19 protein-coding genes and 1 tRNA gene are annotated in these 20,385 nt (G+C 40.0%); 15 read left to right on the top strand and 5 right to left on the bottom strand.

The annotated features are described in order from the left end of the window. Nucleotides 1–237 precede the first annotated feature (237 nt). Nucleotides 238–843, top strand: a complete 606-nt coding sequence (locus GWK08_RS01215) for a DinB family protein (RefSeq protein WP_163605086.1) — start codon at nucleotides 238–240, stop codon at nucleotides 841–843. A gap of 61 nt (nucleotides 844–904) precedes the next feature. Here GWK08_RS01215 and GWK08_RS19315 read toward each other — a convergent pair whose 3' ends face one another. Further along, entirely contained in the window at nucleotides 905–2,029 is a 1,125-nt protein-coding gene (locus GWK08_RS19315) for a M56 family metallopeptidase (RefSeq protein WP_262887790.1), read from the bottom strand. Continuing rightward, on the bottom strand, nucleotides 2,029–2,409 hold the full coding sequence (locus GWK08_RS01205) for a BlaI/MecI/CopY family transcriptional regulator (protein WP_163605084.1): 381 nt from the start codon (nucleotides 2,407–2,409) through the stop codon (nucleotides 2,029–2,031). Before GWK08_RS01205 ends, GWK08_RS19315 begins: the two co-directional genes overlap by 1 nt. A gap of 92 nt (nucleotides 2,410–2,501) precedes the next feature. Here GWK08_RS01205 and GWK08_RS01200 point away from each other — a divergent pair, with 92 nt between their 5' ends. Then, on the top strand, nucleotides 2,502–3,566 hold the full coding sequence (locus tag GWK08_RS01200; RefSeq protein WP_163605083.1) for a hypothetical protein: 1,065 nt from the start codon (nucleotides 2,502–2,504) through the stop codon (nucleotides 3,564–3,566). A gap of 35 nt (nucleotides 3,567–3,601) precedes the next feature. After that, nucleotides 3,602–4,180 carry a Crp/Fnr family transcriptional regulator gene (locus GWK08_RS01195; RefSeq protein ID WP_163605082.1) on the top strand — a complete coding sequence of 193 codons (579 nt, stop codon included), beginning with the start codon at nucleotides 3,602–3,604 and terminating at the stop codon, nucleotides 4,178–4,180. A gap of 9 nt (nucleotides 4,181–4,189) precedes the next feature. On the opposite strand, the gene GWK08_RS01190 is transcribed toward GWK08_RS01195, so the two are convergent. Beyond that, nucleotides 4,190–4,894 carry a DUF4386 domain-containing protein gene (locus tag GWK08_RS01190; protein ID WP_163605081.1) on the bottom strand — a complete coding sequence of 235 codons (705 nt, stop codon included), beginning with the start codon at nucleotides 4,892–4,894 and terminating at the stop codon, nucleotides 4,190–4,192. Nucleotides 4,895–5,147: 253 nt separating this feature from the next. On the opposite strand from GWK08_RS01190, the gene GWK08_RS01185 reads away from it, so the two are divergent. The 5 genes from GWK08_RS01185 (at nucleotide 5,148) to GWK08_RS01165 (ending at nucleotide 9,236) form a co-directional block, all read left to right on the top strand. After that, the gene (locus tag GWK08_RS01185) at nucleotides 5,148–5,585 is read left to right on the top strand and encodes a GNAT family N-acetyltransferase (protein WP_163605080.1); all 438 of its coding nucleotides are present in this window, start codon (nucleotides 5,148–5,150) and stop codon (nucleotides 5,583–5,585) included. A 189-nt stretch (nucleotides 5,586–5,774) separates the two neighbouring features. Next, nucleotides 5,775–6,497, top strand: coding sequence for a hypothetical protein (locus tag GWK08_RS01180; RefSeq protein WP_163605079.1), 723 nt, complete (start codon nucleotides 5,775–5,777; stop codon nucleotides 6,495–6,497). A gap of 388 nt (nucleotides 6,498–6,885) precedes the next feature. Then, nucleotides 6,886–7,521, top strand: coding sequence for a CAP domain-containing protein (locus GWK08_RS01175; protein WP_163605078.1), 636 nt, complete (start codon nucleotides 6,886–6,888; stop codon nucleotides 7,519–7,521). Between the two features lie 160 nt (nucleotides 7,522–7,681). Next, a complete protein-coding gene (locus tag GWK08_RS01170; protein WP_163605077.1) occupies nucleotides 7,682–8,512 on the top strand; it encodes a prenyltransferase in 831 nt (276 codons plus the stop codon). A gap of 325 nt (nucleotides 8,513–8,837) precedes the next feature. Beyond that, nucleotides 8,838–9,236 (top strand): hypothetical protein, encoded by a 399-nt coding sequence (locus tag GWK08_RS01165; protein WP_163605076.1) that lies wholly within the window; start codon nucleotides 8,838–8,840, stop codon nucleotides 9,234–9,236. Nucleotides 9,237–9,911: 675 nt separating this feature from the next. Here GWK08_RS01165 and GWK08_RS01160 read toward each other — a convergent pair. Together GWK08_RS01160 and GWK08_RS01155 are read right to left on the bottom strand one after the other, a co-directional pair. After that, nucleotides 9,912–9,988 (bottom strand) — tRNA-Pro (locus GWK08_RS01160). Nucleotides 9,989–10,291: 303 nt separating this feature from the next. Beyond that, nucleotides 10,292–11,770 carry an SLC13 family permease gene (locus GWK08_RS01155; RefSeq protein ID WP_163605075.1) on the bottom strand — a complete coding sequence of 493 codons (1,479 nt, stop codon included), beginning with the start codon at nucleotides 11,768–11,770 and terminating at the stop codon, nucleotides 10,292–10,294. A gap of 365 nt (nucleotides 11,771–12,135) precedes the next feature. Here GWK08_RS01155 and GWK08_RS01150 point away from each other — a divergent pair, with 365 nt between their 5' ends. From GWK08_RS01150 to GWK08_RS01120, 7 genes are all read left to right on the top strand, one after another. After that, on the top strand, nucleotides 12,136–15,630 hold the full coding sequence (locus GWK08_RS01150; protein WP_163605074.1) for a T9SS type B sorting domain-containing protein: 3,495 nt from the start codon (nucleotides 12,136–12,138) through the stop codon (nucleotides 15,628–15,630). A gap of 55 nt (nucleotides 15,631–15,685) precedes the next feature. Next, the gene (locus GWK08_RS01145) at nucleotides 15,686–16,276 is read left to right on the top strand and encodes a pseudouridine synthase (protein ID WP_163605073.1); all 591 of its coding nucleotides are present in this window, start codon (nucleotides 15,686–15,688) and stop codon (nucleotides 16,274–16,276) included. 18 nt (nucleotides 16,277–16,294) lie between these two features. Next, nucleotides 16,295–16,771 (top strand): GNAT family N-acetyltransferase, encoded by a 477-nt coding sequence (locus tag GWK08_RS01140; RefSeq protein ID WP_163605072.1) that lies wholly within the window; start codon nucleotides 16,295–16,297, stop codon nucleotides 16,769–16,771. Nucleotides 16,772–17,042: 271 nt separating this feature from the next. Next, on the top strand, nucleotides 17,043–18,575 hold the full coding sequence (locus GWK08_RS01135) for a M20/M25/M40 family metallo-hydrolase (RefSeq protein WP_163605071.1): 1,533 nt from the start codon (nucleotides 17,043–17,045) through the stop codon (nucleotides 18,573–18,575). A 41-nt stretch (nucleotides 18,576–18,616) separates the two neighbouring features. After that, nucleotides 18,617–19,303, top strand: coding sequence for a helix-turn-helix transcriptional regulator (locus GWK08_RS01130; protein ID WP_163605070.1), 687 nt, complete (start codon nucleotides 18,617–18,619; stop codon nucleotides 19,301–19,303). 58 nt (nucleotides 19,304–19,361) lie between these two features. Further along, a complete protein-coding gene (locus tag GWK08_RS01125; RefSeq protein ID WP_163605069.1) occupies nucleotides 19,362–19,634 on the top strand; it encodes a zinc ribbon domain-containing protein in 273 nt (90 codons plus the stop codon). Beyond that, nucleotides 19,610–20,251, top strand: coding sequence for a hypothetical protein (locus GWK08_RS01120; protein WP_163605068.1), 642 nt, complete (start codon nucleotides 19,610–19,612; stop codon nucleotides 20,249–20,251). Before GWK08_RS01125 ends, GWK08_RS01120 begins: the two co-directional genes overlap by 25 nt. Nucleotides 20,252–20,385: the final 134 nt, after the last annotated feature.

The raw sequence follows: 20,385 nt of genomic DNA, 5'->3' as shown, positions 1-20,385 counted from the left end.
CCCCTTTTGCTAAGGGGTTTTTCCTGTAAGAAGCAGATAATCAGATATATAATTTCAAAAAAGAAAGCCTGAATGGCCGAATTATTAAGAGAAAAGGGAGAAATTTTGTAATTTATAGGATTGGTTTGGGAAATTAAATATTGACACTTTTTAAAAAATATTCCCCGCTTGTTGTCCAAATTTTGTGAACCCAAACGTCATAGATAAAAGATTTAAACAACTTAAAATTAAATACTCATGAAAAAATTTATTCTCCCTATTGTGATGTTATTATTGGTAAGTTTTACTGTTTCTGATGTAAACTTAACCGATTCTGAGCGTCAGATGGCCGTTACCGAAATGGCGAAAACCAAAGATTATCTTATGAAAACCGTTAAAGGGTTGAGTGATGCACGGTTAAATTTTAAAAGCAGCCCGGAATCCTGGTCGATTGCCGAATGTGTTGAACATATAGCTATATCAGAGAGTATGATCTTCGGAATGCTCGATAACGCACTTAAAACCCCGGCTAGCCCTGACAGGCGATCTGAAGTAAAAATACCGGATTCACAACTCCTTAAAATCATTACCGATCGAAGCAATAAGGTTAAGACCCGGGAGCCTTTTGAGCCTACAGGGAAGTTCGGTTCTTATAAGGCTACTCTAAAAGAGTTTAAGAAGAAGAGATCTGAACACATAAAATACCTGAAAAAGACCGATGATGACCTGAGAAACCACTACGCAGAGTTACCTTTCGGAACAATTGACGGACTTCAGGTACTTTTGTTTATGTCCGGACATACACATAGACATGTAGATCAGATCAAGGAAATTATGGCGAATGAGAATTTCCCAAAGCAATAAAAAAGTTGAAATAATGGATTAAAAAAGCTGAACGTAAGTTCGGCTTTTTGTTTAGGTTATATTAGTTTTTAAGCCTAAACTCCACTACGCCATTCTTTGCATTGGAACCATATTTTTCTTTGGCTTTATCACCTTTTACAATATTTATGCTTTCAATTTCCGACAGGGAACGCTCCTGAAGAAAAGAGGGTTTGACCAATTTATCATCCCCGTCATTTTTTAAAATATAGAGAGGCTCTTCATTTGTAAAAAGATCACTTTGTATATTTTCCATTGCCGATCTGCCATCAGCAGATTTGGAATGATCGCGTAGTATTATTTTTTGACCATTGCTGTTGGTATCAGAAGTTTTGAAAGAGGAACCGAAAGCCAATATGACAAACATTACCGGCAGAAAAAGAGTAAGCCGGAGATAAGCAAAGGAATTCTTATTTCTTTCCCGTTCCATCATTTTAAAGCGTTTTTTAAGATCTCCGCCATTACTAAAGTGATTTCCGAGTTGGAGAGAAACTCCGGTTCGCGTGCGAAAAAGAAGATGCTGATAGTCTAACGGGTCAAATCCGCGTTCCAGGACCTGCCGGTCTACCATATATTCATGTTCAGCTTTTATAGATCTGCGGAAGAGCCAGATGGCAGGATTAAACCAGTAAACTACGGTCAGGATCTCCAGAAGTAACGTATCGACTGAATGGAATTGCTCCCGATGATATTGTTCATGTGCTATTAGCACTTCCATATCCTCCTGTTCGAGGTCATGCCGACCGATAAATAAAATATTAAAAAAAGTAAAAGGAGGTATTTTTCTGTTTAGCTGAACCACGGTAAATCCCCAACGTTTGTACCTAGGAGATTTGAAATAGAGTAGCACAAGGCTAAACAGACCGTAGAGAGAACGAAATGAAAAAAGTATGAGCCCCGCAAAATAGATGCTTAGATAGATACTAAAAGAGTTTTTATCCACTACCGGCGTCAAAGAGTTCTCAAAAATGTAATTTACCACCCGGGGATATTTATCAGAACCGAACAGACCTTCCACAGGGATTAGGGTAAAAACACAGGAAAAAAGGATACAGACAAAACCGGTGAACCTGTTTAACTGATGATTGGGTTCATAGCTTAGAACCAGCTTATACAAAAAATATAAAACGACTAAAGAAATACTGGACTTTAGCAGGTAAACTTCCATTACTTTTTGTTTTTACTCTCGATTTTCTTTTTAAAATGCTCGATAAGTTCCTCCATTTCTTCTGTAGATAGATTGCTTTCACTACTGAATTCGGATACCATACTTTTAAATGAATTGGAGAAATATCTGTTCATAAAAGATCTTATAAAACCATTAGTGTATTCCGTTCTTTCGATAAGAGGGTAGTATTCATGAGAATTCGCAATCGGTTGCCTTCCCACAAAGCCCTTCTTTTCAAGGATCTTCATAATGGTGGCAACCGTTGTATAGGCCGGTTTGGGCTCCTCATATTTTGCAACGATGTCTCTGATAAGTCCCTTTTTTATAGACCAGAGAATTTTCATTGCCTTCTCTTCTGCTTTTGTAAGTTCTAGATCCATATCGATTTTAGTGTGATAATACCAATCTACTAAAATTATAGTAGAATTACTAATTTATTAGTATGTTTGTAAAACTAGTAAAAATCGGCTTTATGAAAAAATTAAAATTCAGTATCCTTTGTTTTCTGTTGCTTTTAGGCTCTGTCTGTCTTCTGAGAGGGCAAACTTTAACCGGTGCCTGGGTAAAAATAAAGGCAGAACGCTATGATAAGGATTCGGATTTACCTTTAAACCGGGTACACAAGGCCTATTTAAGATATGAGTTTTCTCAGGGAAGGAAGCTGTTAATATCATCGCACTATGCTTTTAATGCTTCTAACAGTGTTCCGGTAGACTACAAGATTGAAAATAATATTATAAAATTCGGTTTTGACAGACAATTCCTGATCGAGAAGGTTAATGATGCGGAACTGGTATTGATAGAAATGGAGCAGGGAAAATTAGACTCCGATTCTGTGAGACATATATTTATAACCGAAGAAAGTTATCTGGACAGGCTTCCTTTAGACCCGGGAGATAAGGTGGTTACAGGAGAAGATACCACTTATATAGAATCTGCCAAATTGTATCTGAAGTTCAGGACCATCAGCCCGGACTTTCACGCTTATCTCAGCGACCGGATAAATAAGGATTATTACCCAGGTGAAAATTATTTTTTTGCTGTGTTTACCATACATCCGCAGGGTGAAATAGATAATATAAAGATCCTGCATCACGTAAGTAAAAAATCAGATAAAAAAGCCATAGCAGCTATAAAGGGATCTGAAGGGATGTGGACACTACCAAAGCTGAAAGGAGAAAAAGTGAGCATAGTAAAGCTGATTGAAGACAGGTATTTTAAACGCAGGTCCAATGAGGTCTCCAAAATAGATTTTAATAGCCTTTCCCCGAACGCTTCAAGGAAGTACCCGCCTGAATACCTAAGGGAATTTAATCTGCTGGCCAGAAAATGGTTAAGCAAAGATTACGATGGAGTACTTAAATCTGTGGATGCTCTGGAAAAGATCAAACCCGACGAACCAAACCTGTTTTATTTAAGATATTTGTGTTATACGGAAATGGGAGATGATAAGAAGGCAGGAGAGAATTTAAAGCTATTGAAGAAAAGCAGGTTAAAATACCTGATAAAAGAAATAGAAACAGGAGAGCAACCGTAATATTTTGCTATCTTGGAGAACCTATTTCTCCAAACATGAAGAATCAATTACTTGAGTATATTTCAAGATATATAACGCTTAGCGAGGAAGAACGCCAGGCGGTGATCGAGAATATTCCTGTACGGACCTTTAAAAAGGGAACCGTTCTGCTCCGGGAAGGGGAGATCTCTACCGAATGCTATTTTAATTTAAAAGGCCTGGTCAGGCAATATTACCTGGTAGACGGAGAAGAGAAAACCACTTTTTTTTATACGGAAGAACAGGTAATAGCTTCTCTGGAAAGCGCTACGAAAAAGATACCCAGTAAGCACTATCTGGTTTGCGAAGAGAATACCACTCTTACCATTGGGACCTATGAAACAGAGAATGAATTCTATAAGCGTTTTCCCAAATTTGAGCAATTATCCAGAATTCTCTCGGGTGAGAATTTCGGGGAATACCAGGAATTGTTCGCTTCTTTCAAAACCTCTTCCCCTGAAGAACGTTACCTGGATCTTCTAAAGAACAGGCCCGAACTGATTAAAAGAGTACCTCAGTATCAGTTAGCCAGTTATATTGGAGTAAGCCCCGAATCCCTGAGCAGGATCAGGAAAAGGATCTTTCAAAAGAAATAGTATTTGCATTTATTGACCGGGATCCTTTTGTAACCGTACTCCCTTTATCAATAGCCATAGAATAAAGGACATCTCTGCAAAGCCCGAAAAAAGGGCTCCCGTAGAGGTTAAGTTGCTATATTGAGGAGAAAGAAACCCCGTAAACATATGAATGAGATAGCCGAAGGCTGCCATCATTAGTAATATCCCCAAAATCATGGGAAATGCAGGTGACTTCCATATCAGGTATCCGAGGGGTAACAACCATAAACCAAAAAATATATGAGCAATACTGTATCCTGTATCGTGAAAATCCAGGAATAACATGGATAAAGCGTATAATTGTTCTGTTTGAAAAGCACTTAAGTATTCACCTCCTTCCAAAAGATGTAGTACGGCATATTGATTCAACATATTTATACAGGCAATAGGCACCCCGGTTAATGCCAGGATCAGCATTATCAAAGCTATCTTTTTATTAACTGAACGAAGTATAGAATACAAAAGAGGGATCATAACGGAAAAGATGCTTAGCTGGACAAGATCGGCTACAAAACTCCAACGGAATTGGGGCAATTGAGCCATTATGTTGCTAACTGTTGTAGCAGCATCTCCGGGAGCTATGAGTTTCAGGCGAACAAAAAAATGGGCATAACCTCCAAAGAAAGCAACAAGAAGATATAAAAAGCCTGCCCACCGGGCTGTTTTTTTTAAGGAATTGGTTTTTTCGGTCATCAGATATAGTTTAGTTGATAACCAAAATTAGGGGCCAGCGTTTTTTTATTCATTGACTTTAGTTAAGAAATGGAGCATTCCTGGAGTTTGGAATATTGGTTTATAACCGTATCAGTAAAAAAGATCAATAATAAAACTGCTGTTAAATAAAATATTTTTAACCGTTATAGCTGGTTTTTATAGATTAGCATAAACCTTTGGGAAGAACATCTGTGGTTTCCCCGGAATGAATATAAAACATCAGATCAAAGCTATGTCGAACAACATAATTACGAGAAAAGCAGATAGGAGTGAGATGGATTGGATAAATTCCTGCTACCGGGAAATCGGATTTGTCAAATCGGATTTTGATAAGGAATTCATTGTGATCTCGGAAGTTGACGGACATAAGGCCGGCCTGGGAAGGGTAGTGGTGATTGATAAAGCTAATGTTGAATTAGGTGGGATCTATGTTTTAGAGGAATTCAGGAAAATGGGAGTTGCCGAGAGTATTGTGACCTTCCTGTGCGATAATAATCCTTTTGCAGATCAGGTTGTCTGGTGCCTGCCTTTTGAACATCTGAAAGAATTCTATTCGAGTTTTGGATTTGCAGAGAACAAAGGCCTGAAAGCACCAAAAGAAATAGCAGAAAAGCACTTATGGTGCAATGATGCATATCAAAAGAAGGTTCTTTTACTATCCAAAACCTGATCCAGACAAGCTAAGAATGTATCATAAAGCTCTTTTTCATGATACAAATTGTTTGCATGTAAATTCTAGCCGATTCATTGTGAGGGAGTTATTTTTTATTTGATGAAAAAAACTATCCATAGGTGAAAAAATATACCCCCGGAATTTAAGAGTAGCTAGTTTTGATCCTTTACTAAGGATCTTAAAACAATGAGAGTATTCATTTTGTTATGTAGAATACTGATCTGTATAAGCTATTTGTTTTTTTCGGGGGATGCAAATGCTCAATCAGAGCAGGAGATATCGGATTTTTCAGAAGTAAATGAGAAGTTTGGTATTGAGGTTCGTACCGGAGTTTCATTCTTTGCAGATACCCGACTTAGTGTTGATGGGCTGGAAGAAGTATATGGTAACGGAACCCGAAGCGCTTTCGATACCAGCCCCGGCCTTCTCCTGGAAATTGCTATGACTTATATTTATAACCCCCAATTCACAATGGAAATTAGTATGGGGCGTCTTAAAGCGAACCTGAAAGATTATAGCTTTTCAGTAGGAGGAAGAACGGTTCGGCCGGAAGTAAACGGAGCCCTTGGCGGTTTATACGGTATGGCAGGTATTTATTATAAACTCCGGCTTTCCAAAAACACGGATCGATTTGCATTTATTATGGGCAGTGGCCTGGGTTTGATGGATACAGATATAAAAGCTGAGTTGGATTCTATGTCCGTATTAACTGATTCCGACATTGTATTAACGTATCAGCTAAGTAGTGGAATTAGTTTGGATCTTAATTCAGTAATCAATCTTTCTACTACCTATAAATACCTGGCTGGCCGGAACCCGGTTTTCACTACCGAAGCCCCTGATTTAGGGCAGGCTCATATAAAATTCCGGACTCATAATATTCTCCTGGGATTTCGAATGACTTACTGATTTTAGTTTGCTTTTGAACTCTACATATAAAATTCCAAACTCCACCTCTCGACTGCGCTCGAGATGACAAAACGAACAACTAACAACAAATTCCAATGAACAATAAACAATGAATAATTACCAATGAGCAATTATGCTTAATACTTTATACTCAATACTCACATCTCCCTACTCCGAAACATTTGTGAAAGAGTAACACCCCTTGTAACACCCCTCTTGTTTTCTCCCCTCCAGGGGAGAACAAAATCCTCAAGGAGACAATATCAACAACCAACAACTACCAACCACCAACTAACAACCACCAACCAACAACCAAAACCCATCAACATACGGCACTAAAAAATGAAAAAAAGCGTTTTAATTATAGGAACCTACTCAATATATTACCATGAAAAATCGACACAGCCGGATCGGGGCTTTAATTCCGGTCATTTCTATTTGTTTTCTCCTTTTCCTGACCGCTTGTTCAAAATCTGATGAAGAAGAACATAGCCCCCTGATAGACCTGGGCATGAATGATGCTGAGGTACAGGCCAGGCTAACTACTTCCCTTGTCGGAGAATCCCCTGATGGAGAAGGAAACCCGGAGAACCTTTGTGCAAATGGTGAAATGCAACTTATGTCTGAAGATCCGTATTGCGGATATGTGGATGTAGGTGAATATGCCGTTAATCAGATCAATAAATACAGGGCCGATCATGGGTTACCACCATATGTAAGAGGTACGGAGTATGAATTATGTGCCGCCAGGGAGGCCAGGCTGGCTGCGCAAAATGACACCTTTCACTGGAGTGATGGTTGCGGATGGCAATCCCAGGGTGCTGCCGGAGGTGGCAGAGGAGGAGACGACTCCCCGGGGACCGTAGAAAAATCCATCTGGTGGGTTATTAAACTCTTTTATGAAGAAGGCCCGGAAGGAGGGCATTACAGAGCTATGATGGAAAAAAGAAGCCGCCGTGTTGCCATAGGTTATTTTGCTATCGATCGTGACCGGCATGGCGTAGTTGTCAATTACTATGATTAGTCTCTGTTGGGAGTTAAAAATACTGTTGCAAGTAACCAACAACTATCAACGAACAACCAAATGACTATGTCAAAACAATGACTTAACTTTAAACCTGACTGATTCACTTTCGCCTATAGACACATAGGGAATAAACATTATCAGATAAAGCAGGTTGAATATGGACTTTAGAAAGCAATATGCTTCGGATATTGAGTTAATCAAATCAAAACGGGATCATCTTGGGGGTGACTTTTGGACAACAGAGGATAACAGACTTGGTAAGGGATCACCTTTTTCGGCCAGAGATGTGTCAATAATATTATCGGAGCTTGGATTTACCAGAGAAGATGAAGGAATTAAGGAGCTGGCGAATAAATTTTTCTCTGTACAGAGACCTGATGGAAGATTTAAAATTTCACCTTCGGGAACCATATATCCATGCCATACAATTACAGCTCTGAGGGTTTTATGTTACCTGGGGTATGCTGAAGATGAAAGGTTAAAAATGACTTTTAATCATTTACTGGAAATACAGCATAAAGATGGAGGATGGAGATGCAATAAAACTAAAATGGGTAAAAGTATAACTATGGATTTATCGAATCCGGGTGTTACTCTGGAGGCTTTGGATGCGTTTAGGTTTACGGATCTTTTGAATTCTGATAAAAATTTGGATCTTGCCGTTGAGACATTACTTTATCATTGGGAGGTGAAAAGACCATTGGGACCATGTCATTTTGGAATTGGAACACTATTTATGCAAACGGAATTTCCCTTCTTAAGATACAATTTGTTTTACTATTGTTATACCTTGTCTTTCTACGATTATGCCAAGAATGACGATCGTTTTTTAGCTGCCGTTAAAGAGTTGGATCGGAAAACGCAAAATGGAAAATTAGTAGTCGAAAATCCAAATCGAAAACTTGCGGGATTGCAATTTTGCAAAAAAGGAGAAACAAGTGATATAGCAACTCTGAGATATAAACAGATGAAGAGCAGAATTAGCTGAGATTAAAATATTTTTGAATCAAATTATATAGAATAATAAACAAACCAAACCCATTACAAACGGAGGAAATAAAATGCTAAAGCCTAACAACTAAAGGCTGAATACCATTCTTTCCTTTTTCGATTCAATCCTAAAAAAGAATTTTCTAAATTGCTGTTCGAATTTTATAGCTTAATAGAGGGTATTTAAATAATACATATCCAACCAAATTGTGTACAATATGAAGCGTAAAAAAGAAAACCGCAGTTACCATAAAATCTATTATTTCATAGTTTTTCTTTTCCTATTTAATGCTGTTTCAGGCCAAACTGTAAAGCAGGAAAAAATGGAAAAATTAAACTTTATGATTGGCAACTGGGTGGGGACATCAACAGTTTATGATAAGGGAGAAGTTTCCAAACAGGTTCCGGCCTATCAAAAGATCAGTTATGATCTGAATAAAAGTATCGTGGTGATCGAATTGCATTCGGAATTATTGCAACTCCATACGATAATATACTATGATGAAAAGGATAAAACATATTACTACAATCCGTTTTCAGAAAGGGGAGTAAGGAAACTACCTGCAGAATATAAGGACGGCCAGTTTATTGTGAACAGCAGTGATACCAATAGATTTATTTTCGGCAGAACATCAGAAAATGGTTTCCGTGAATACGGAGAGAGATTAGTTGACGGGAAGTGGGTAAAATATTTTGAAGATAATTTTAAAGATATTCAGTAAACTAAAATGTTGAATGTTAAGTTTTAAATGTTTAATGTTTAAATCATCATATCTCAATACTCAATACTTTGTACTTAATACTGACTAACAGCCAACAACTAACAACTTCTTCATCATTTCCGGATTACTAACGTGATCCAGCGTAGAGGGAATGTTGCTCAAGCAAAAGCTGAAAGCTGCGCTTTCCTTTTTTTGTTTTCACTTTCGCAACCCTTTTCAACAATCGTCAATCCGAAATGGTAGATTGTAAATTAAAATGTTGAATTTTAAATGTTTAATGCTTAAATCATCAGATCTCAATACTCAATACTTTGTACTTAATACTGACTAACAGCTAACAACTAAAGGCCAACAACTAACAACCCCTTCACCACTCAACATTTATCATTTAACATTCCTTAATTGTATATCTAAAATCGTAGATCGTAAATTAAAATTTTAAATGTTTAATGCTTAAATCATCAGATCTCAATACTCAATACTTTGTACTTAATACTGACTAACAGCCAACAACTTCTTCATCATTTCCGGATTACTAAAGTGATCCAGAGTAGGGGAATGTTGCTCAAGTAAAAGCTGAAAGCTGCGCTTTCCTTTTTTGTTTTCACTTCGGCCCGAAAGCAAGCTTTAGCCTCGCTCAAACAAAAAAAGCTGAACAATTGTTCAGCTTTTACTTGGTCGGGATGACTGGATTCGAACCAGCGACCCCACGCACCCCATGCGTGTACGCTACCAGACTGCGCCACATCCCGATAAACAGTTTACACTGTTCAAATTCCAATAAATAAACTCCAAATCCCATACTTTCGATAAAGAAAGCAGTCTGGAATCAGACGGAGCTTGTTCCGAGCGTAGCCGAGGAGCCACATCCCGATAAACAGTTTACACTGTTCAAATTCCAATAAATAAGCTCCAAATCCCGTACTTTCGGTAAAGAAAGCAGTCTGGAATCAGACGGAGCTTGTTCCGAGCGTAGCCGAGGAGCCACATCCCGAAGGACTGCAAAAATATAAAAGTTCCTGTATTATCCTTAATTTTTGATTCTAAAATTGACTTTATTTTTTCAATTCTTCCGGAAAGACATCCGGGACAAAATCCCAAACCAGAGGTAAAACATAGTAAGTGAATAAAGTAAGCAGAATAATAGATATAATATTCATCCAGATACCTGTACGTAACATGTCCGGGATCCGCAGGTAACCCGAACCGAAAACCACCGCATTGGGCGGTGTGGCAACCGGTAACATAAAGGCACAGGAAGCGGCAACAGTAACCCCTACCATCAGTACAAAAGGATGTACATCAAAAATAAAAGCCACCGGAACTATAATAGGTAATAGCATGGAAGTAGTAGCCAGATTGGAAGTGATCTCGGTTAAGAAATTTACCGCAGCTATAAGGAATGCTACCAGGATCAATAAAGAGATCCCGTTTACCGAAATAAGCTGATCACCTATCCATCGTGCAAGTCCGCTGCTGGTAAAACCCTGAGCCAGGGCCAGACCACCACCAAAAAGCAGCAATACGCCCCAGGGAAGCTTTACTGCCGATTCCCAGTCTACAAGACGTTTTTCCGTTTTGGATCTGGAAGGTAATATAAAAAGAACCACTGCTGCTATCATCACAATAATAGTATCATCTATCGCCGGAAAGATCTTTTGTAATACATAACTTCTCAGGATCCAGCACAAGGCGGTAAGAATAAAAACAGCTAATACCAGTTTTTCTTCAAAAGATATTTTTCCAAGTTCTGAGATCAGGCGTTTTATTTCTGCCTGCCCGCCGGGGAATCCCTTCTGTTTAAAACTAAAAGCAAAACGGGTGAGGTATTTCCAGCAAATAAATAGCAGGATAATGGAAATAGGAAGCCCGAAACTCAGCCATTGTACAAAAGTGAGCTCAATTCCATAGGTTTCCTGAAGTATCCCTGCCAGGATAATATTGGGTGGAGTCCCTATCAGGGTTGCCACTCCACCTATGGAAGCCGAATAGGCAATTGCCAGCATCAGGGCCTTCCCGAATATCATCGTCTCGTTTTCTTCCGTATCGGGATTATCTTTCAGCTGTGAAACAATAGCCATTCCAATGGGTAACATCATAACTGAAGTAGCCGTATTGGAGATCCACATAGAAAGGAATGCAGTTGCACACATAAAGCCTAAAATGATCCTGCTAACACTGGTTCCTATCAGGTTGATGATATGCAATGCGATCCGACGGTGAAGATTCCATTTTTCGATGGCAATAGCCAGTATAAACCCACCTATGTACAGAAAGATATATTTATGCCCGTAAGCGGTTGTAGTATCTGATAATCCCAAAGCCCCGCTCAAAGGAAACAAAATAATCGGCAGCATAGCTGTTACCGCAATGGGTACTACCTCGAGGATCCACCAAATGGCCACCCAGGCTGTAGACGCCAGGACTGCGTTGGCTTCTTTGGATAGACCTTCAGGATGAAAGAAAAACAGGATATAAAAAAATAATACCGGACCGGCTACCAGGCCGATTTTTTTTAATTGCTTACTTGTCATATGAGCATAACAGGGTTTAGTGCGATCTGATTTCAGAGAACAAGATACGAATCTGATTTTTTAAGTTCCAAATCTCAGAAAAAGCCTCTACATTTCCCGAAAATTCTGAGAATAATACGATATTCTCAAAACCTGATACTATATTTTCTTAAAAGAATCTTAAAAAAATAAGACCTGCTTTTAATCGTTTTATAACATACTTAACGTATATAAACTTAGGATTGCCCCCGTTTTAGAGTCCCATTTCGGTTATTCTTAGTTGCGTTATTGCTATTAAGGAAATTTTGAATACTTAACTAACAGGATAAAGAAGATATATTTATTCGGTTAATACTGTATTTAGACACAATTAATAGAAACAACCAATGAAACGCATTGCCCTAACCATCACTTTACTTGCGATCAGCTGTTTTATTTATGCACAGCAAACTCCGCCTACCACTTGTCAGTCACCTTCCAGAGCTATTTATGAAAATGAAGTTTATTTTAAAAAGAACAGGGCTTTACTGGAAAGAGCACTACAGGGGCGTCCCGGAATTAATACAAGAGCCTATACTCAAAGTATCCACAACGTAATTGCAAAGTGGGACGGAGGTTCCTTTTACCGTTTTGAAATAGGCACCAGCCCCGGCCTTGGAGATATAAACAGAGGTCATTTATTAAGAACCACAGATAAGCATACAGGAGGGCATAGTTATGAAGAGTTGAGAAGAAGTGCCCTGGAGCAGGGAACTACATTTAATATTGGAGATACCTTTTATATTTCCCTGTACGATAATAACGGCTCTTCTGCACCGCACTCATGGGTGTCCCAACCGCTTCGCTTTGAATGGGAAGACCTGGGGAATACTGCCAACGACCTTACCATAGAGGTAGAGACCAATTACGGAGTGAACGGATTGGGGCCTTTTGCCGATTTTCAACGCGATAAGATGATGGAATTTTACAGGCTGGTCAATCCAATCATAAAGGAAGTATATGGTCCGCCTTCAAGAGATCACAGTGTTTATGTTGTAAACGATGAGAATGCTGTCGGGACCAATACTTTTTATAACGGCCCTAATCAGATAAGTACTACCTACGATCTGAATAGTGACGGCGATCTGGACCAGCCGAGGTTAATGATACACGAACTGGTGCATGCCTACCGGGATAATGTAACCCTGAGTAGTAATGACGAATGGCATTACGATACTACCTTAAGCGGATTTGAAGAGGGAATGGCAGAAGCTGTTGGGGTGATCGTCATGGATATCTTTATTGAGCGTTATCCAAATTTCTTTAACGGCGATGAATTTAAAGTGCATTGGTCACATGCCAGAGGGATGCCCTTCGACTGGGACTATGATTTTCAGAATCACGAGCAGTTGACAACCACCGATTTTTTCTCGAGTGATATAGGTACGGGAGCGCATTGGGAACGTTATGGAACCAGCCAGGCAGCCATGCAGAAGATGTATGTGGAAGATCCCGAGATCTTTAAAAAGTTCAATGCAGAATATTACAGGAGAATGAATCAGGATCATAATCTGATCCCTTCCAGAGATCTGATACTACAGATATTTAATGCAATTCTTCCGGAGGTAGAAAGAACCCCGATAACCGAATGGATCAACGATCAGCGAATCTTTGATTGCAGGGTAGTCCCCGGAAACAAAGTTCATATGCTCACTTTTCACAGCGTAGATCCACCGCGTATTCATACCCTGGACAACAGGATACATATTGTACAGACCCAAAACCTGCCGGATGGAAACGAATGGTCCTGGGATGAGATAGACCCGGTAAATGATGATAATTCCAAACGGTGGTACATACAAACCAATAATATTAACGGGCAGTTACAGATCTTTAATTACAATAACAGCCTGCATCAATCGGTAAATATCAGGAATAACAAATCCAGCCTTCGGGATGGAGGACCGGAATACCTTGGACCCTATCAGGGACCTAATTTCCTCAGGTATAATGGTATTTTTACAGGAAATGACGGGAGGAACGACTGTACTCAGCCGGGATGCGGGAAACGTCCGGTTGGAATAGATACGCATAACTTTTGGGCTACCTCCTCGGCAGACCGGGGGCATAGCGACCTGCCCAATAACCTGGTTGACCGTACCACGCAGATAGTTTCCGATCTCAGTGCGTTGGGACTTTACAGATACGAAATTGCTTTTGAAGGATCTAATTATAGCGGGACTTACTATCGGTTACACGGACAGGAACTGGTACAAAAAGATGGGATCATAGGCGGAATTCGATCGGAAGATAACACAAAACAGATCAGTGGGAAACTTATTGTGGAGCATGAGGATTTTGGGGAAGAAGCCGATATTCTTATCAATAATGGTGCATTTATCGGGCAGCGAAACTGGGCATCCGTATTGGAAACTCAAGCTCACAGGCAGGGGGGAAGGAACGACAGACGCTATTCGGTACCGGGAAAGGTGCATGTAATATACGTAAGTGAGGATTGCAAAGAATTTAAAATAGACTTCAGGAACATCCGTTATGGAGATGGTCTTGCAGGCTCTCAGTTATTTTTATTTACCGTTGAGGATTTTGAAGATATCATTTTTACCACCCAGGATGTATCTGTTTGTAATGGAGAAGACCTTGAGCTCCTGGTAGAGAATAATTTTCCCGATATCCTGGATGGGGACAGCAGGGTAACTTATAAGTGGCTGGATCCTTCAGGTACGGAGATCGCAACCACTGCTGCTCATACCATCCCTAACCCGACCAAAGCTTTACACGAAGGAACCTACATCCTGGAAATACTGTTTTTCGGATGCCTGATCACCAGGGAAATAGAAGTAATTATAGGTGATGATGGTTTTACTGTCACTACACCGGATGAACTTACTTTATGCGAAGAAGAAACACTTGAATTGGAAGTAAATGAAGTGAATGGTGCCACGTATACCTGGACCGGGCCGGGAGGGTTTACAGCCGATAGCAGGCAAATAACTATTGATAATATAAGCCCTGCACAGGGAGGTGAATATACGGTAAGTGTTACTGCCCCGGATTGTAACGGAACTTCAGTCACCAAAAGCAGCACCACTCAGGTAACTGTTAATTCCGATATCGAGCTGGTATTGGTGACTTCGGATGTAGATACCTGCGAAGGAGAAACGGTATTACTTACCGTAAATGAAATAGAGAATGCAACATATCGCTGGACGGGCCCTGATGGCTTTAGTGCAGATTCCAGGGAAGTGAACATAGAAAATATCACAAGCCAGCAACAAGGAGTGTACACGGTTACTGCTTCGGTTGTTAATTGTGATGGGTCTCCCGTTCAGGAAACAAGTTCGGTAAATATTAGGGTCGAATCTGATCCGGCCATTGGATTTGACAATATACCCGATACAGTTGTTTTGTGTTCGGGAGATAATTTTAATGTGGAGGCTCCGGACTATGAGAATGCGGTGTACGAATGGCAGGGACCAAACGGTTTCACCTTATCAGATCGGATACTGAATATCACCGGTTTTACCCATGCTATGGAAGGAGTTTACATTCTAACGGTTACTGTTGATGGATGTAATAGTACCATTCGGGAAACTCATGAAATGAATATTACTTCCTGTGCCGGTACCATAAGTATTCCTCCTTTCTTTACTCCTAATGGAGACGGACATAATGATGTATGGGAGGTAGACCAAAGCCAGATCCCTTTTAGCCATATCTATATTTACGATCGCTATGGTAAAATGCTGAAACAACTTACGGAGACAGATAAAAGCTGGGACGGATTGTATAACGGAAGGCAGATGCCGTCATCAGATTACTGGTTTGCGATCCATCTTAAAGACAACAATATTATGAAAGGACACTTTAGCCTGATCAGATAACAGGCTTTACGTCATCTTTTGTACTTTTACTTCAACTTTAACCGATTTAATTGGCATGATCCAACACCGCCATTTTATTCTCCATAAACCTTTTGGGGTTCTTACCCAGTTTGTCAATAACAGAAAACGGAAGAAAAAGTTGCTTGGAGAACTCTATGATTTCCCTCAGGATACCATGGCAATTGGACGCCTGGATGCAAATTCGGAAGGCCTTTTGTTTCTTACTACGGATGGAATGCAGAGCGAATTGATCAGAAGCGGAAAAATAGAAAAAGAATACTATGTCCAGCTGGATGGTATCATTACGGAAGAAGCCATAGAAAGCCTGAAAACAGGCGTGGAGATCGGTTTTAACGGAAAAAAATATACAACCAAACCCTGCCAGGTATTTCGTTTGGAGGAAACTCCCGCTTTCCTTCCTCCGGCTGCCAGAATACGCGATGAACGACACGGACCCTGTAGTTGGGCATCCGTTACCCTGACGGAAGGGAAGTTCAGGCAGGTACGGAAAATGACGGCAGCTGTTGGATTTCCTACCCTCCGATTGGTGCGGGTACGCATAGGTAACATGCGCCTCGATCAATTAAAATTAAAAATAGGAGAGGTGATGGAAGTAAGAGATTTTAACAATGTATTTTCAAACTAAACCACAAAGGCCGGAAAGATGAGGTTCGTAAACACCAGGGAATTAAATTTCCCGCAAAAAATAGCCATACGTGAACTTTGGAATAAAGAGTATCCGGTAAAATTAAGACTGGAAACTTTTAATGATCTTGAAAATTACCTGAGTGAACTCGAGGATCCCCACCATATTTTGCTTATTGATGCCGATAAAGAGTTAAAGGGATGGTATGTTGATTTTTCCAGAGAGGATGAACGGTGGTTTGCCATGATCCTGAATTCGGAACTTCAGGGGAAAGGCCTGGGGAGTAAATTGTTGAAAATGGCAATGGATAGAGAAACAGAGCTGAATGGTTGGGTCATTGATCACGAGAAAGATCTAAAACAAAACGGAAAGCCCTACAGATCGCCCATAGCTTTCTATTTGAAGAATGGTTTTGAGATCCTGCCAGATAACCGCCTGGAATTGGATAAAATATCTGCGGTTAGGATCAGGTTTAGGAAATTAGAGGAACAATGATCAATAAACAATTAACAATGAGCAATTACTAAAACTACCTACGTGCTCCGAAACCATGAGGTGAAGGAGTAACAATCAATACCCAAATTCCACCTCTCGACTGCGCTCGAGATGACAAATAATCGTCATAGTCCAAAGCTTCAGCGAAGGGCTAACAACCACCAACCACCAACCACCAACCAACAACCAACAACCAATACCACTTACTACCAATCTTTTTTGTTTCTTTATACGCCCTAACCAAAATAAATACAAAACTCAAATTGAAAATATGAAAACGGTTAAAACAATTTTTACATTACTTCTTCTTTTAACGGGCACGCTGAGTTATGCGCAATCTACTCCCGCTTCTGTGCTGGCGTCTATTAGAAATGAAGGATTCCAGCGATCGCAGGCAATGGAAATGCTCAGTGAGCTTACCGATGTGTACGGTCAGCGGCTTACGGGCTCCAGGGAATATCTGGAAGCGGCAAAATGGGCTTCAGATAAGATGAAAGAACTTGGATTTAACAAAGTTCATTTCGAAAACTATTGTGATGACTGCCGCGGATGGGGCATAAAAGCCTTTAATGTAGAAATGACGGCTCCTAACTATATGCATATCTCTGCTTATCCTTTGGCAATGGCCAAAAGTACTAACGGTGTTGTAGAAGGAGAGGTGATTCATATTCCGAGTTTAAGGGATATGGAGTCGGTAAAAAAGGATTTTGGAGGAAAATTAAGAGGAAGGGTAATAATCCTGGGAGGAGAACCCAGGCAAAGAGATCTGACTAAACCGGTCTCTCAGAGATATGAGAAAGAGGAGCTTCAAAAGCTAAAGAACAAGCTGATACCGGAAGTAAAGCAAACCCCGCTTCCGGAATTATTTAAATCCTGGGAAACCTCAGATAAATATGATCAGGAGTTTCTTCAGTTTGTAGAGAATGAAGGAGCTTTGGCAGTGTTAAAGACCCGCCTTACCTTACCTGGGATTCTTCATCCGGGAGGAACTTACTATTACAGGGAAAACGATTATAAACCATTGCCTTATTTTACGATCATGCCCGAACACTTTGGAAGATTGTTTCGAATGCTGGAACGGGATGCAAAACCAAAAGTAAGACTGAACCTGGATACGGAATTCTATTTTGAACCTCAGAATAATGTAAATATCATTAGTGAGATTACCGGTACGGACCCTAAGCTCAAATCGGAGGTTATACTGATAGGAGGGCATTTCGATTCCTGGCATTCGGGAACGGGAGCTACCGATAATGCTGCCAGCGCTATTGTATTAATGGAGGCTTTAAGAATATTAAAAGAAAACGGACTCAAACTAAAAAGAACGGTCAGGATCGGACTTTGGGGAGGGGAGGAACAAGCCTTTCTCGGATCTGCTGCCTATGCCAGAGAGCATTACGGAGAACTGGATAAAAAACCGAATGCAAGTTCTAAAAAAGTATCTGTTTACCTGAACCTGGATAATGGAGCTGGGGCTATCAGAGGGATATATTTACAGGGAAATGAATTTGCACGCCCTGTCTTTAAAACTATCCTGGATCCGCTTTCTTCCCTGGGTACGGGAGCTATGACCATAGAAAATACCCTGTCTACAGATCATGAGACTTTTGATCATTATAATATCCCGGCTTTTCAGTTTATCCAGGATCCTTTAACGTACAATACGGTAACTCATCATACCAATCTGGATGTGTTGGAATATGTGCCCGAAGACGATATGAAAAAAAATGCGGTAATTCTTGCCTGGACCCTTTATTCTCTGGCTAACAGAGATGAAATGGTTCCTCGTAAGCAGAAAAATTAGCCGCTTTGTTGAAGACAAATAAATTTTAAATTCCCGGAGAGGTGAAACGATTAGAGCGACTTACGGCTTTGTTGTCTTTTCTGCAATCCAGAAGGTATGCAGGTGTGCGGGAACTGGAAGAAAAATTCGGGGTGAGTGAACGTACGATTTACCGCGATCTCAGATCTCTGGATGAATCAGGTGTTCCTATTTCTTTCGAAAAGGACAAAGGATATTTTATTGTCGATAAATATTTCCTTCCTCCGCTGGCTTTTACGTTGGATGAGGCCAAATCGTTTATTTTTATGGAGCGTCTGGCGGAGAAATACACCGATAAGGAAGTTTTTGGTCACTTTTCTTCTGCCCTGGAGAAGATCAAAAACAAACTGAAACACTATCAGCTGGAAGATATAGAATTGCTGGAATCCAACATCGGAACTTATATAGATTCTAATTACACCCCTAAATATATACATCTGACTGAGCAGGCTATCAGCAATAAAAAAGTGCTGAATATTAGTTATAAAGATATCAGAGGAAATCGAACAGAAAGAACTGTAGAGCCCATAGGGATGACTTTTTATAGTCAGACCTGGCATTTGATCGCCTATTGCAGGCTAAGAGAGGATTATCGCGATTTTGCACTTTCCCGGATTACCGCTATTAGCTTGAGCAATGAATATATAACCGAGAAACGCCTGAGTTTATCGGAATACATTAAAAAATTGGAAGAAGCAGAACAAGACTGACATAGGGCTGTCAGTATCGCTATTTAATTTTGTGTTGAAGAACAAAAAACAATACAAAATGAAAACTTATAAGAATTGTCAGAGTTGTGGAATGCCATTAAAAAAAGACCCTAAAGGAGGTGCCTATAACAGCGACGGGACCCTTAATGAAAAATACTGCAGCTACTGTTTTGAGGAAGGAGCGTTTAAACAAGCCGACTGGACACTCCCTCAGATGCAGGAATTTGTAAAGGGAAAACTCAGGGAGATGGGCTTCCCGGGATTTATGGCAGGATTCTTTACCAAAAGAATTGCTAATCTGGAACGATGGAAAGATCAGAAGATATATTAAACAAACTAGCCTCTGCCCAGGGGAGGAGGGATGAAATTCCCAATCAGGAACTGGCAGCAGAGATCGTGGAAACCAATAATACGGAAGCCATTGCAATACTGGTTAAAAACCTGAACGGCAAAGAAAAGGCAGTACAAAACGATTGTATAAAAGTATTGTATGAAATCGGTGAACTTCAACCAACCCTGATCTCTGCTTACCATGAAGATTTCCTTCATCTGTTAAATCATAAGAATAACCGCCTTCAATGGGGAGCAATGACAGCACTTTGTTGCATAAGCAGGGTCAAACCCGGGGAGATCTATGAAAAGCTCCCGCAAATCATAGATGCCGCAGATGCCGGCTCTGTCATTACCCGTGATTATGCAATGAATATCATGATCGAACTCGGATCTGTTCCTGAATACGCTTCACAAATGTTCAGCCTTCTGACAGAGCAATTATTAAAAAGTCCTCCCAACCAATTTCCTATGTATATGGAGCGGACTGCTCATCTTGTGAATAACGACAATAAGGACAAGTTTATATCTATACTTGAAACGAGAATTAAAGACCTGGAAAAAGAAAGCGCACGGAAACGAGTGGAGAAAATGATAAGGAAGCTGATGAAAATGTAGATTGTTCCGATCTGAAGAGTGGGATTGAATTTTGAAGAAGCAATAACAATGAGCAATTACCAATAAACAATAAACAATTAGCAATTACTAAAAGCTAGCAACTAATAACCCATGTACTCCAAGGCCTTGGTGAA

It is taken from the genome of Leptobacterium flavescens (assembly GCF_010671605.1).
GTDB lineage: Bacteria > Bacteroidota > Bacteroidia > Flavobacteriales > Flavobacteriaceae > Leptobacterium > Leptobacterium flavescens.
Note: the sequence above shows the minus strand (reverse complement) of the source record. Positions and strands in the feature narration are given on the sequence as shown.